This window comes from Methylobacter tundripaludum SV96, from assembly GCF_000190755.2.
GTDB lineage: Bacteria > Pseudomonadota > Gammaproteobacteria > Methylococcales > Methylomonadaceae > Methylobacter_A > Methylobacter_A tundripaludum.
This window is the reverse complement of record NZ_JH109153.1, coordinates 424,160-438,000: the sequence shown is the minus strand read 5'-3', so window position 1 is coordinate 438,000 and position 13,841 is coordinate 424,160. Positions and strand designations below refer to the sequence as shown.

The following is a 13,841-nucleotide window of genomic DNA, read 5'->3' as shown; positions in this document are numbered from 1 at the left end:
GCATTTTAAGTTCAAAATGTTGTATTTTTAAGTTGTGGCGGGAAATACACGAGTAACTCTTGGATGCTTCAAATCTACATACTGACTCTGTTTATGAGGTATGCCGATTTGTTGCGTATAGCTTACTGGGGCGCTTTTCTTGTTTCAACGAGGGAACTTAGATTGCAGAAAGGAAGGCTTTGTATTGCGCCAAGATTCATCCCCTATTAGGGAGCAGGTTTTAATTAGGCTAGCCACATCAGGAGTATTCTTAATGCGCAGTGTCATAACCGAAATTTCATCCAAATTGTTCGGGTTATCAATTTTAATTTTTATTTTAGCGTTATTAATACCGTTACTGAGAGGGGCGCCTTCACCGGCAGAACAGGGCGACTCAGTGGTGCATGAGTCGGCTAACGCACCCAAGAAAACTAACGAGGGATTGGAACTGAAACACACGCAAAGTCCTGCGGTAGATGATGGATTGCAACCGCCGATAACGCAGCTTCAAGGCGAGGTTACGCAAAACCAAGCGAAGGGATTAACCGAATCCGCTCAAAACAAGGGATTGGAATTGGAACCTACGCAAAGTCCTGTAGATGAGGGATCGCAGCCACCCATAACGCAGCCGCAAGGCGAGGTTACGCCGGACCTGGCGAAGGGATTAACCGAATCCACTCAAAACAAGGGATTGGAATTGGAACCTACGCAAAGTCCTATAGATGAGGGATCGCAGTCGGCCATAACGCAGCCGCAAGGCGAGGTTACGCCAGACCAGGCGAAGGGATTAACCGAATCCGCTCAACCGGCAGGCGATTCCGGCTTTCCAACACCGGCAGCTGAAGGAAAACGATCTTCCCAGCACGAGCCAGTGAGTCTACTCGTTCTTGGCGGAGGTTTCTTTTCGTCGGGGCAGATAACGCCCCGTGCAAACATACAAGACGCGATCGATAATATTATCCCGCTCATCCAAACGCGACCTCTGGATAACGTCGTTGTTGAGGGACATGCGGACAAATGGGTGCCGTTCGGCGCAAGCCCTGCGCAGGTCTCAAAATTGAATGAAAACATCTCATTGCGGCGTGCAAATGCAATCGCCCAGGTGTTGAAGAAAAAGGGCATCGCCAGTGACAGAATCATTGTTCATGGTCTTGGTGACACTGTTCCGCTTGCTTCCAACCTTACTTATGATGGGCGAATGAAGAATCGCCGAGTGGAGATTAAGCTTTTGCCCGCTCAATAGTAATAGTTAAGTTTCACGTTGCTTGGAAATTATTTGTTGTTAGAACCCTGTCGTTTGAAAACGTTATTGATTAAAAATACTTTTTCGATCCAGCCTGCTATAGACGTTTGGTTGAATGATCGATGGTCTATGGGCGGAAAGACGTTTGACGGTAGTGGAGGGACTGATCGGTGACGAGTTGTTGCTTTCTCCCATACAAGAATTGCTGCGTATCAGCCCTGAATCATTTCGTCTTAAGGGATAGGAGTATTTGCTTAAAGTCCGCAACGAGGGCAATCGCTGTTGGGTGATTAAACTATCCGACGATGTGCTGGAGTGCATCCGGCTTTTGAACAATCTAGCTAGAGCAAGGTAGTATGTATACACATCATTTTTCATTGCAAAGTCTGCCGTTTGAAAACGTTCCCGATCCGGCATATTTTTTCGACCAAGGCGATTATAGCCGCGTGTTCAGTCGCATGATCGATAGTTTGTGGGCGGGAAGGGGCTTGATGGTGGTGGCGGGACCCATCGGCACAGGGAAAACCACCCTGTGTCAGAAACTGATGGCGTCCGTTTCCGAGAGAACCCGAATCATCTGGTTGGGCGAGCCGCCGGATACCAGCGAAGATCTGTTGCTTTTCCTCACGCAGGAATTTCATATCAGCCCCGGATCGCCCAGCAGGATTTTTGTTTTAAGGGATATTAAGGAGCATTTGATAAAACTCCACGACGCGGGCAACAGCTGCCTGTTGATTATGGATGAGGTGCATAAAATATCCGACGATGTGCTGGAGTGCATTCGGCTTTTGAATAATCTTGAACAAGGCAGCATTAAGCTGATCCAAATGCTCTTACTGGGGCAGGAGGAATTTCTCGTTACATTGTCCCGGCCTGAACTGGAGTCGTTTAAACAGCGCATCGCCTGGATGGAGACCATCGGCAAAATGACGCCTTTGCAAACGCATGAATATATAACGCATCGGTTGAAAATCGCGGGGAGTCAGTCGAGAATTTTTACTGACGATGCGATGGAAGCTATCATAATCGCTACGCGCGGTACGCCTCGCTTGGTCAATGCGTTTTGCGACAGGGCGCTACGCGTTAGCTATGAAGCCAACAAAACTATCGTTGATCTAGTCAGTGTGAGACGGGCGGCCGATGATATAGGGCTGGGGACCGAGGTTTTTTTATGGCTGACGAATCGGGATAAGAAAGCGGCAAAGATTGCTGAGTCGGAAGCTTCATCTATTAAAGCCCCTCCCAGTCCGGCTATGTCGTCCGCTCCAAAAAGAACAGAGTCCGCGCGCCCCGTTGACAAAAAACGGCCGGTGGATGCGCAGCGGGATGTTTCCCACTGGTCGGTATTTACGATCGTGAACGTGTTGTTCGATAAGACCCTCGGTAGGTTTTCAGACCATCCCATAGTGCAGCTTATCGCCTCTATTCTATTGTGTGCGGCGAGTGTTTATTTTTTTATTATAAATACGGGAATGTAGCGATGTATTTCATACGCGCTACCCGCTTATTCCGGACCCGCTGCCAGGGCAATCGCCGCCCGTTGATCTTTGGTGAAGGATAGCGGCGGAAGACGATCTTCGAGCAGGGTATCGACGATGGTTGCCGATGCATCGGGTTTGGCAAAACGCAAGGCATTGAGTTTCATTCGAGCCAACCTGTCAGGGTCTTCCAGCAAGCGCTCCAGTTTGAAGGGGAGGGTGGTCAAGTCGTTGCATTTGACCGCGATGCCTTCTTCCAAAAGATGATCGCTGTTTCTTTCCTCTTGGCCGGGAATCGGGGACACCACGCACATCGGCAGTCCGCAGGCGATAGCCTCGGAGGTCGTGATGCCGCCGGGCTTGCCGATGAAAATATCGGCCATTTTCATCAGCTTGTGCATTTCGTCGGTATAACCCAGAACCTTAAACCGGGCGCTTCGATTATCGACCAATTGCACGATGCGCTGTTTCAGTTCGTCGTTGCGTCCGCAGACAACCACGGTCTGCGCGTCGCTATTCAGGTTGAGTATTCGCTCCACCATGTACTCGGTGGGGCCTACGCCAAAAGCTCCGGCCGACAGCAGCAAAACCGGATTTTCAGGATTTAGTCCCAGTCGAAGCCGTTCTTCTACGCGGTTGACGGGTTGTTGGAATACGGGGTCGATGGGTATGCCGGACACGGTGATTCTTTCGTTGGGAATGCCGAGCATTTCAAGATGCGCTTTGGTTTCATCGATAGCAACAAAATAGCGATGAAATGAGCGCGACAACCACATCGCATGAAAATCGAAATCCGTGACCACAATGGACAGGCGCGCTTGCAACTGTTGGGTTGCAATCAGGTGGGAAATGATTCCGGCGGGCATGAAGTGGGTGCAGACGGTGATGTCCGGGTCGAATTCCCGGATAAATCGCACCAGCGGCTTGGTATTGAGCCGGTCTATCATGTGCCGCATTCTGTCCGTGTGCCAGGGTTCGTCGCTGGTTTTATACCACCAGCCGAGGAAATTCGGCGCAGATCGCACCAGCGAGGTATAAAAGCTGGAATAGAAATCCCGGAACAGCTTGTTGGTGTATTGCAGCGCATCGTTATTGACGACTTCGGCAACCCGGCCGTCGGCGGCAAAGGACAGCTCCAACGCTTCGGCCGCTCTGATGTGGCCGGTTCCCGCACCCGCCGACATAATTAAAACCCGTTTTTTCATCAGCGTATTAACAGCCAACATTAATCCTGGTCATGACCGTGTTTTTTAAATAGCAAACCCATTGCAGCCGACAAAAATAGCCCAAACACGATCACAACGGTATGCACCGAAAGTCCGGCGTCAATCATCAACGCATAAGCGCCCAGCATCAATAAAATGCTAAGATTTTCGTTGAAGTTTTGTACGGCGATAGAATGTCCCGAACCCATGAGTTGATGGCCCCGGTGCTGTAGCAATGCATTCATGGGTATCAAAAAACAGCCTGCCAGGGCGCCAATCAAGATCAGCAACAGCGCCGCCGGTCGCCAGTCGGTCACCAAGGCCATGGCTAATACGACGAAACCCATAGCGATTCCCAAAGGTAATACTTTCACCGCATGTTCCAATGGCACAACCTTGGCCGCCACCACCGAACCGATGGCAAGACCCACCGCAACCAGGGCAGTCAATTGAGTGGCTTGCTCCAGATCGAGCTTTAGCGCTACCGCAGCCCAGGCCAGAATAATCAAACGCAAGCTGGTTCCCGCTCCCCAAAACAGCGAGGTTACCGCGAGAGAGACTTGTCCCAACGGATCTTTCCACAGCAGCAGGAAGCCGCGCCAGAAATCCGCCAACAGGAACCCTGGGGTTCGATTCGGCAGGGTATGTTCAATGGACAGTTTGGGAATATAGCAATTGAGTATTGCCGCGACGATATAAAGACCGAAAATAATAAAGATCGCAAACTCGGGAGCGGTATCAATGCCGCCATTGAACTCAAGCGCTCCCAGTTGATGAATGACTTGATCCTCAACGCGATGACCGATCAATAATCCGCCGAATATGGCGCCCAAAATAATGGACGCAACGGTCAGGCCTTCCATCCAGCCGTTTGCCCACACCAATTTATCGGTTGGGAGATATTCGGTCAGGATGCCGTATTTAGCCGGCGAATACAAAGCAGCACCCACGCCGACAAAGCCGTAGGCGAGCAGCGGATGCAAACCCAACAGCATGGTGGCGCAACCGACTATCTTAATGCCGTTGCTAATGAACATGACCTGGCCTTTCGGCAGAGCATCGGAAAATGCGCCGACAAAGGGGGCGAGTACGATAAAGGAGAACACGAAAAATTGCTGTAAGACAGGAATTTGCCAGGAGGGCGCATCCAGGCTTTTGAGCAGCGCGATAGCGGCGAACAGAAGCGCGTTATCCCCCAGTGATGAAAAAAATTGTGCTGCAAGAATGGTGGTAAAACCGCGATTCATAGAATTATTTGCCCTGTGCGACGCTACGAAAACCGGAGTCGTTGCACTGTAAATGGTTAAAAAAGTTTGTTTAGTTTATCAGCTACGGGCTTAAATCGGGGCAAGCGATGTGTTAATCGTTAATCCTAAAGGGTTCGCTAAAAATAACTTCCTCTTAGGGTTCACACGCTCCGTCCCGTATATACTGAGGTTGGTCGTGACTCGCGGCGCAGCGCGCCTTGACTGATAGCTGGAGTGCAGGCTTCGCCTGCAAGCGCAAGCAAAGCTTGCACTCCCGTTGCAATAAAGCCGTCTGCTCGCAGAGTCCCTCGGACACTTGTGCATAAGGATGAGCGCAGAGCGCGGAAACGATAAGTTCATGTTTGGGGAAGTTATTATTGACCAAATCCTAAAAGCCGCAGTTAGTCCGCGAAAAGCACGGAAGACTCATTACAGCCGTTCAGCTTTTTTGGCGATGAGTGACAATTTGCTCTCTAGTCAATGTTTACTTCCATGATCTCATTATGGGCGATAGCCGACTCAATCCTGTGCCACCTTACGAGTTCCAACGTTCCATTGAAGTGCTCCACTATGGCTGTGCAACTTTCCACGAAATCCCCCGTGTTGACATATAAAAATCCGTCTATTTCCTTAATTTCAGCGTGGTGTATATGCCCGCAGATAACGCCATCAAGATCCTGGTCTTTAAGCGTGCTGACGATACTTTCTTCATAATCGGAAATAAACTGAACCACATTCTTGACTTTGAATTTGACAAAGGCGGCAAGCGAGAAGTTCGACTGCATGCCAAACCATCGCCTGACCATTCGCAGCAAGCGGTTAATCTCAATCAAAAAGTCATATCCATCGCTGCCCAGCTTGGCAAGCCACTTGTGGCACTTGGCAATGGTGTCGTACTCGTCGCCATGGACAACCAGAAACTGCTTTCCGGCGGAGGTGACATGCACATCTGAGTTTTTAACGACGATGTCGCCAAAGACGTAATTGTCGTAATGCCTGACGTTTTCGTCGTGGTTGCCGGGAATATAGATGACCTGGGTGCCATGTCTGGCTTTGCGCAGGACTTTCTGAATCACCGTATTGTGATCTCTGGGCCAATACATTTTCTTGGAAAGCGCCCAAAAATCGATAATGTCGCCCACCAGGTAAAGTTTTTCACTCTCATTGTATTTTAGAAAGTCGAGTAAAAGGTCGGCCCGGCATTGGGTGGAGCCAAGATGTAAATCGGAAATCCAGATGGTTCGATAGGTGGTGATATTCATAATCAAACTTTTAATAGTGTATTACCAGCAAGAGGGGTTATGTCGATGACCGTTTAACCGGTATTGGTTGAGTTCTCATGGTTTGCCAGGAAAAGTCTACGTTATTTGAATATTAACAAACGCAGATGAAAGTTATGTTACAAGTCGGCAAAATGACTGTCTTGAGCCGTTGGAATAAACTTCAAGGTTCGGTTGGCTAATTCAGGAACCGGTTCGCGCTGATGGATAACGGGATTTTTGAATGGGCGGAGTGAAATAAGGCGCTCGATACTAACGTAGCCATTTCCGGCAGAGGTTATGGCGGGCGGTAGCACCTTTCTGAAATTTATCATTTTTAGAGGCTGTTTTTATTAAATTACACGCAGAATAAACAGGGAAGGGGAACCCGTATTTATATGAATTTCAATGTCTTGTTAGCAAGTTTTTTATTTAAAAACAATGCGATAATGAACTTTTACGGTCAAATTAGAGGCTGGAATGAGTCTGGCAAAGTGAACTCGCATGCTCGGCAGTTGTTGCGGTCGCTGTCGGCATTTTATCGATATTTAAACAATAATTTCTTGCCGAAGAGCGAGTGATTATTTTGTTGCTTTTACACAAAAAAGCAGACAAAGCAGTCAAAATTCATCTGTTTGTTTAACCGTATGCGGTGCCAATAGTAAGCACCTTCTTGGCGGGTAATGATGATGTTAAATGGACTGTTGCAGACTAACAACGGGTAGGCGGGACACCGGTCAAGACGCCGGAATACTTGGCTTTGCTTAGCTTGATTAATAATTAAATCACTTGTTTTGCTTATTTAACGGGAGGATTATTTGCGCTCGGATTAAACAAATATCAGGTAACTAACAATGAAAATTATCACAGTAATAGTTTTGCTAGCCTCTTTTTTTGCGATAGCTGGCGCTGCTCTTTTCCAGCTTTTTGTTTTGCTGACAAATAATCTATTTTTCCAGCAAGATTACAATCGGCGTATCTCACGGCAAGGTTAAGTTCATGGCGAGAAATGCGTTAAGTCTGCGTAGTGAGTTGGTCATCAAGTATTGATGACCAACGAACCTCATGCCGATTACAGGGACTTGTTCAGCAAATTAACCTGAACATCCATGCCCTTCAAAATACAACCCAAGCCGAATTGATGAAATATCGAAACATCGGCAGCATCGCGTCCAAAAGCAATAATCACCCTGCCGCCGCGTAAATCGCCCTGAGTGGCATCGAAAGCATACCATCGATCGCCGATATAGGCCTCAAACCAGGCATGCAAGTCCATCGGTTCAAGCTGATACAAATACCCTACCACCAGTCGCGCAGGTATGCTGATACTTCGGCACAGTGCGATGGCGAGTTGCGCAAGATCCCTGCAAACGCCATAGCCGCGGTTATGAACTTCAATCGCCGACAGCGGCAAATCGCTGGAACCTGGAATATATTGGATGGAGCGGCGAACCCAATCAGTAATTTTGCCGACCTGATCGTAACCCGGCAGTGCATCGCTCACTATCTCTCTGGCAAGATCGCCAAATCGGTCCGATTCGCAATAGCGGCTGGGTAACAGATAAGGCAGGATTTGATAAGGAAGATTCTGGATCTCAATAAAATGCGCGCCAGGTGCGCTATCTATATATTCAGCCGTGATGACCTCGGCAGAGGTACGAATAATAAATTCTCCGGGCGGAGCAACCAGCCGTTGACAGGAATTGCCGTAGTTGTCTTTGCTCTCGATTATCGGCACGTCAGGCTCGACAACATAACTGGATTTTGTAATCCATTGCTGTATACCGTTCAAGGGGCGCAGCATTAAAATTAACACCGTCGGGGCGTCCAGCTGGAAATGAAGATTGCAACTAACACCCAATTTCATACTGATTTTACTTTTAAAAAAGCGCCTACTCGCATAAAAGTCCCACCGATTGAATCTGGCTGTAGGCGTGTCTCAGCCATATTTTGACGCGTTGCCGCTCCAATAAACCCAAGGCGTTCAGGCTTTCGGTATCCTTGTTTGTTGCTGCCCAAAAACTGGAGCTGTTGCCGTCAATCTTGGTCATTACCGGCGAATGCAGCCGCTTCAATGTCATCACCCCGGCATTCAACGCCAAGGCACGCTCTTTAACGCCTGACGATTCTAAAAGAGCGAAGCTGTCGTCGCGAAGCTGGTTCTGTACCAGTATGTAATTCAATCGAGAGCCGTATTGATCGAGCAGTTTGCCGAGCAAATCCACGCAATCCTTGCCGGAGTCCATCACATTCCAGTAGTACAGGGCAATTCCCAACTCTTCCGCCAGTTCCAGCACGCCGGATTCATCGATCCATTTTGCCAGCGGATGATGGGTTTGGGCTGCGAGATCAACCAGGATGCGCTGCCCCGGATTCGCTAAGGCCGTCTCCATAATCGCATCCAGACTTTGGTAATGATCAATGACGGTAGGCGATGCATAGTCGGTATAAAAACGCAGCAAGGAACCATGCGAACGGTCCGTGTCGAAACCGATAAACGGTATTTCGTTGTCTATCATGTATTGAGCCAGCACACGGGCTACGACGGACTTGCCTACGCCGCCTTTTTCGCCGCCGATAAAATGAATAGCGCTCATTGTTTCTCCATTAAGTTAAAGTTTCAGGCTCATCCTAAAAACCGCAGTTAGTCCACGAAAAGCACGAAAGACACGAAATAAATCAGCCTGTTTTATATCGCTTCGAATATTTTTGTGCTTTTCGTGGACGAAATGATTTTTCTAGGTTCATGGTTTTATTGAAATCCGGGTTATTTATTCAAGCCGTAACCGAGTTAAAAATGTCCATTCAGTCAGCAGAAAGCAATAATCAAACCAATAGCCTTTTATTCATGGCCGGCACCCGGTACGTGCAGCGCAGTACGGGATGACTGTTCGGGGAAAAGCGTTGTTGCGAATCGATCCACAATAGTTGTGGGCATTTTTAGTGCAAAAAACAGGTTTCCATCTCAAATTGGTGCAAATCATTGCGAAGATAGGCTGTTTCGGTAAGCCGTGATGCAGGGCAAGCCGCAAGGCTAAGCGTAACCGCAAAGAATACGAAGTCGTCCTCTGTTGGTGGACTTAAATTATGGCGCATTAATTGCTGGTTATTACGTATCCATGGGATTATAGTCGCGGCTCGACGCGGCTGAGCGGCTATCCTGAGAGTCTATATTCTAAAATGACGCATTAATTGAACATGAATCCGACTCAACACGACAAACTAGAAACTTATTTCCGGCAGGTGCAGGACATTATCCTGATCCGGCAGGATTGGGTGACCGGCTTATTGCCGGCCAGTACCGCGGTCAACGTGCATGGCAATTATACCGATGCCTGGGTCAGGGATAATGTTTACAGTATTCTTTCGGCATGGGGGCTGGCGCTTGCTTACCGGCGCGTTGAAGACAGCTACGTTGAAAAAAACAGCGGACGCGCTTATTTGCTGGAGCAGAGCGTCGTCAAGCTGATGCGCGGACTGCTGACGGCGATGATGCGCCAAGCGCCCAAAGTCGAGAAATTCAAGCACACGCAGAATCCGCTGGACGCCTTGCATGCCAAGTACGATACGAAAACCGGCGCGGTGGTGGTGGGCGATCATGAATGGGGACATTTGCAACTGGACGCCACGTCTTTATTCCTGTTGATGCTGGCGCAAATGACGGCGTCCGGCTTGCGCATTGTGTTTACGATAGACGAAGTCAATTTTGTGCAAAACCTGGTTCACTATATCAGCCGGACTTACCGCACGCCCGACTACGGCATCTGGGAGCGCGGCCACAAAACCAATCATGGCATTGCCGAGTTGAACGCCAGCTCAATCGGCATGGCAAAAGCGGCGCTGGAAGCGCTGTCCGGCTTTAATCTGTTCGGCAAGGAGGGCGGGCAAGCGTCTGTCGTTCATGTGATCAGCGACGACATCGCCCGAACGCGAATTACCCTGGAGTCGCTGTTGCCGAGGGAGTCCATTTCCAAAGAGGCGGATTCCGCCGTGCTCAGCATCACCGGGTTTCCGGCTTTCGCGGTTGATAACCCGATAATCCGGGCAAGAACAGAAGCGATTATTTGCGAAAAACTGGAAGGCCGATACGGCTGCAAACGCTTCTTGCTGGATGGCCACCAAACCGCCATAGAAGACAGTCATCGCCTCCATTACGATCCGCATGAATTAAAACAATTCATGGATATTGAATGTGAGTGGCCGTTGTTTTTTACCTATTTACTGCTTAACAACGTGTTCACCGGCGATAACGATGCGGCCTTGCGCTATCGCGCTAAATTGGAAAGTCTGCTGGTTGAACAAGATGGGCGGCAATTATTGCCGGAACTTTATAGTGTCCCCAAAGACTTAATCGAAGCGGAAAAAGCCAATCCACACAGCCAGCAACGCGTCCCGAATGAAAATGTGCCTCTGGTTTGGGCGCAAAGTCTTTTTATGCTGGGCAGCCTTATTCAGGACGGTTTGCTGTGTTGTGAGGACATCGACCCCTTGGGGCGGCACAAAGTCGTTAAACAAGCTCAGGATCGCAAGCTGCAAATTCAGTTACTTGCCCAGGATGAAATCGTACAAAACAGCTTAATGAAATACGGCATTCGCACTCAAACACTCGCCGCGATAGCCCCTATCCAAATCAGGGAAGCCAATGAACTCGCCGATGCCTATACGCATGTCGGCAGGAATGACCGTATCGGCTTGACAGGCAGGCCGTTGAGGCAGCTGCGGACGCTGGCAACCTCCAAGATGTATATACTGGCAGGCGAGTGTCTGCTTTTCCTGCCGCAATGTCTTAATCAAAAAGGCTTCTACCTTGCGATGGACAACCGCTTGCTCATTCAGCGCTTACGACTGGAACTGGCCTATATCTATAAGCATTGGGACAGACCGGGTAATCCATTGGTGGTGATGACCATAAAACAGAATATGTTGGGCAGCCATAACCGTGAAGTCCTGATTGAGTTCATCAAAGAACTGCAACAAGGCTCTACGTTGAGTATTCCGGTGCAACTCGGAACCCTTGCCGATTTCGCGGAAACTTCAAGCCATGAAAAAATCAACTATCTGCATGACTTCCAATTTTCAAAAGCCACTTGGGAGGAAGCCGAGCGACCTTTTTTTTCGGTATTACCCATAGGCACGGTGCCATCGGCACCGCTGGATACCTACACGGTGACGGAGTGGGAAATCAGCGCCGATGAAGTGCTTATCGAGCAACTAAAAACCAACGCCAACCTGTACGCACAACTTGAACTCTTAAATTTACTGAGTTTTCGTCATGGGCTGGATTACGACACCGGATTATCGGCGGCGGATGGCGCTATCGGTTATGTGCGCGACTTGCTGGAAGAAATCTACCAGCGGGCCGGAGATCAACATGCCTGGTATATTGTCAGGCGTTGTGCGGGTCTGCTGGGCAAATACGACATCAACCTGGAACAGGCGGCCACCGATATACTGGTTCGCCAACATGCATTGACCTTAGGTCGTGCTTACAGCGGCAGGGCAACCTTGACGCGCCCGGCCGATTCCTCGGAAATTTTGCAAACTATCCGCGCCTACAATAATAATGATGCCAGTGAACACATCATTATTCAGGAATTGATCATTTATTTGGGCATGTTGATCAAGTCTAACCCCGAATTGTTCATCGATATGCATACCGTAAGAGTAGGGCATATCCTGCAGCTGCTTGTTGCAAGACAAAAACGCGAATCAGGCTGCGGCACATTAGACCAGGCGTTTAATGCAATCCTTTCTTTGCCGCCTTACCAATTGTCCGGAAATGTAAAAGAAACGCTGGAGGATTACAGTAATACGGAAGATCAACTGGGTTTGGCTGAAACGCTGCACTATGAAGGCGATTGTCGGGAGTTAACCGGCGCGCGCTTCCCGAAAAACATGGACCCGAAAGATCATTCGGAAATTGACGATTGGTACGGATGGCGTGAACAGCAAGGCAGTGTCGGCAGGGAAAATGATGTTTTTTTTGCCAGTGTCTGGGACATCCTGCACCACTGCAAAGGCTTGGCGATAGGCGACAAGCTCAACAGTAAGAATCGGCTGGATAGCGAGAACACCCTGTCGCAATCAACCGCGGGCGAGCAAAGTTTCAAGCTGCACGTCAACCATTTGCTTAACAAAATTCAAGCCCCGGTTTATCGTCAATTAACGGTAGAAGCGCTAAAAGCAATGGCGTCTATTTTTCGCGAAACCCCATCGTTACATATTGACGATACTTTGTTGACGGACATTATTATCGGCCATGCCGTAAGAGTCAGCTGGTTGCAAGCTCATCCTGAAAGCAAAGACAACTACGAAGAGTGCGTATCGTTAGCATGGCAGGATTTTTATCGATTGCCGCCGCATAAAGTAGCTAACGGCATCCTGGACGCTTTAATATATCTGCTTAACAATAACGAGAGAGCAACATTATGATACTGGCCGGAGATATAGGCGGAACGAAAACGGTATTATCCATTTTGACCGGAGATGCCAACGGCTCACTGACCTGCGTGCAGGAACAAACCTACCCAAGCCGACAATACCCGGAATTTGACGACATTCTGACCGCCTTTTTACCCGCCGGCGTTAACATCAAGTCGGCGTGTTTCGGCGTAGCGGGCCCGGTCGTCAATCAGCGTTGCCAAACCACTAATTTGCCGTGGCTGCTGGACGCGGCAGCGCTGAAAATAAAACTGGGCACGGCTAAAGTAAAACTCCTGAATGACCTGGAAGCCATGGCGCTGGGCATGTTGTACCTGCCCGAACACGATCTGGTAGAGCTCAATCCGAATGCGGAAACCCAGGAGGGCAATATTGCCGTCATCGCGGCTGGAACAGGCTTGGGCGAAGCCATTCTTTATTGGGACGGCAACAAACATCATCCTATGGCTACCGAAGGCGGGCACAGCGACTTTGCCGCTCAAAATCCCCGGCAGGATCAGCTGTTGGCTTATCTTAGAAAAAGTTATCCCGATCATGTCAGCTACGAACGTATCCTGTCGGGCATCGGCTTCAGCCATCTGTATGATTTTCTCTGTGAGCAGGACTTTGCGCCGCCTTGCACTGATGTTCCCGATAACAATGGCGATATAGACAGGAATGCCGTCATTTCCGGGCTGGGGGTTTCCGGTGAAGACCGGTTATGCGCGGAGGCAGTCAGGCTTTTTGTTGAACTCTATGGGGCTGAAACAGGCAACCTGGCATTAAAGTCGCTTGCCATCGGCGGGATTTTTATCGGCGGGGGAATTGGTCCGAAAATATTACCGGCGATGCAGGACGGTAACTTTATTCAGGCGTTTAAAGCTAAAGGCCGATTTCTCCCCTTGCTCGATAAAATCCCGGTGAAATTGTCATTAAACCCGCGTACACCTTTAATTGGTGCCATTAACTATTTTGATCTGTGAGGGGCCGGCAGCGTAGATCATCCTGGA

11 protein-coding genes are annotated in these 13,841 nt (G+C 49.2%); 5 read left to right on the top strand and 6 right to left on the bottom strand.

The genetic code is table 11. The annotated features are described in order from the left end of the window. The first annotated feature begins 253 nt into the window (after positions 1-253). Both METTU_RS21865 and METTU_RS15060 read left to right on the top strand, forming a co-directional pair. The gene (locus METTU_RS21865; protein ID WP_006892620.1) at positions 254-1,222 is read left to right on the top strand and encodes an OmpA family protein; all 969 of its coding nucleotides are present in this window, start codon (positions 254-256) and stop codon (positions 1,220-1,222) included. A 356-nt stretch (positions 1,223-1,578) separates the two neighbouring features. Beyond that, the gene (locus tag METTU_RS15060; protein ID WP_006892619.1) at positions 1,579-2,700 is read left to right on the top strand and encodes an ExeA family protein; all 1,122 of its coding nucleotides are present in this window, start codon (positions 1,579-1,581) and stop codon (positions 2,698-2,700) included. 26 nt (positions 2,701-2,726) lie between these two features. On the opposite strand, the gene METTU_RS15055 is transcribed toward METTU_RS15060, so the two are convergent. The 4 genes from METTU_RS15055 to METTU_RS24075 form a co-directional block, all read right to left on the bottom strand. Beyond that, on the bottom strand, positions 2,727-3,926 hold the full coding sequence (locus METTU_RS15055) for an MGDG synthase family glycosyltransferase (protein ID WP_006892618.1): 1,200 nt from the start codon (positions 3,924-3,926) through the stop codon (positions 2,727-2,729). After that, positions 3,926-5,152, bottom strand: a complete 1,227-nt coding sequence (gene lplT / locus METTU_RS15050; RefSeq protein WP_006892617.1) for a lysophospholipid transporter LplT — start codon at positions 5,150-5,152, stop codon at positions 3,926-3,928. Before lplT ends, METTU_RS15055 begins: the two co-directional genes overlap by 1 nt. A 473-nt stretch (positions 5,153-5,625) precedes the next feature. Further along, a complete protein-coding gene (locus METTU_RS15045) occupies positions 5,626-6,414 on the bottom strand; it encodes a UDP-2,3-diacylglucosamine diphosphatase (protein ID WP_006892616.1) in 789 nt (262 codons plus the stop codon). A gap of 137 nt (positions 6,415-6,551) precedes the next feature. Next, complete coding sequence (locus METTU_RS24075) at positions 6,552-6,746, bottom strand: hypothetical protein (RefSeq protein ID WP_040580862.1); 195 nt, start codon at positions 6,744-6,746, stop codon at positions 6,552-6,554. 519 nt (positions 6,747-7,265) lie between these two features. Between METTU_RS24075 and METTU_RS23720 the strand changes: the two genes are divergently transcribed. Further along, positions 7,266-7,406: a hypothetical protein gene (locus tag METTU_RS23720; protein WP_169624946.1), complete on the top strand. Its 141-nt coding sequence runs from the start codon at positions 7,266-7,268 to the stop codon at positions 7,404-7,406. Between the two features lie 77 nt (positions 7,407-7,483). On the opposite strand, the gene METTU_RS15030 is transcribed toward METTU_RS23720, so the two are convergent. Both METTU_RS15030 and METTU_RS15025 read right to left on the bottom strand, forming a co-directional pair. Next, a complete protein-coding gene (locus METTU_RS15030; RefSeq protein WP_006892615.1) occupies positions 7,484-8,278 on the bottom strand; it encodes a transglutaminase-like domain-containing protein in 795 nt (264 codons plus the stop codon). A gap of 25 nt (positions 8,279-8,303) precedes the next feature. Continuing rightward, positions 8,304-9,008: a P-loop NTPase family protein gene (locus METTU_RS15025; protein WP_006892614.1), complete on the bottom strand. Its 705-nt coding sequence runs from the start codon at positions 9,006-9,008 to the stop codon at positions 8,304-8,306. Positions 9,009-9,609: 601 nt separating this feature from the next. Between METTU_RS15025 and METTU_RS15020 the strand changes: the two genes are divergently transcribed. Both METTU_RS15020 and glk read left to right on the top strand, forming a co-directional pair. Further along, on the top strand, positions 9,610-12,843 hold the full coding sequence (locus METTU_RS15020; protein ID WP_006892613.1) for a glycoside hydrolase family 15 protein: 3,234 nt from the start codon (positions 9,610-9,612) through the stop codon (positions 12,841-12,843). Then, complete coding sequence (glk, locus tag METTU_RS15015; RefSeq protein ID WP_006892612.1) at positions 12,840-13,814, top strand: glucokinase; 975 nt, start codon at positions 12,840-12,842, stop codon at positions 13,812-13,814. The genes METTU_RS15020 and glk overlap by 4 nt, the downstream gene beginning before the upstream one ends. Positions 13,815-13,841 lie beyond the last annotated feature (27 nt).

Bases quoted from the DNA above. Each gene is read 5' to 3' on its own strand.
- METTU_RS15020 (WP_006892613.1), top strand. From the start codon at position 9,610: ATGAATCCGACTCAACACGACAAACTAGAAACTTATTTCCGGCAGGTG.
- METTU_RS15055 (WP_006892618.1), bottom strand. From the start codon at position 3,926: ATGTTGGCTGTTAATACGCTGATGAAAAAACGGGTTTTAATTATGTCG.
- METTU_RS15060 (WP_006892619.1), top strand. From the start codon at position 1,579: ATGTATACACATCATTTTTCATTGCAAAGTCTGCCGTTTGAAAACGTT.
- METTU_RS15025 (WP_006892614.1), bottom strand. From the start codon at position 9,008: ATGAGCGCTATTCATTTTATCGGCGGCGAAAAAGGCGGCGTAGGCAAG.
- lplT (WP_006892617.1), bottom strand. From the start codon at position 5,152: ATGAATCGCGGTTTTACCACCATTCTTGCAGCACAATTTTTTTCATCA.
- METTU_RS15030 (WP_006892615.1), bottom strand. From the start codon at position 8,278: ATGAAATTGGGTGTTAGTTGCAATCTTCATTTCCAGCTGGACGCCCCG.
- glk (WP_006892612.1), top strand. From the start codon at position 12,840: ATGATACTGGCCGGAGATATAGGCGGAACGAAAACGGTATTATCCATT.
- METTU_RS23720 (WP_169624946.1), top strand. From the start codon at position 7,266: ATGAAAATTATCACAGTAATAGTTTTGCTAGCCTCTTTTTTTGCGATA.
- METTU_RS21865 (WP_006892620.1), top strand. From the start codon at position 254: ATGCGCAGTGTCATAACCGAAATTTCATCCAAATTGTTCGGGTTATCA.
- METTU_RS24075 (WP_040580862.1), bottom strand. From the start codon at position 6,746: ATGATAAATTTCAGAAAGGTGCTACCGCCCGCCATAACCTCTGCCGGA.
- METTU_RS15045 (WP_006892616.1), bottom strand. From the start codon at position 6,414: ATGAATATCACCACCTATCGAACCATCTGGATTTCCGATTTACATCTT.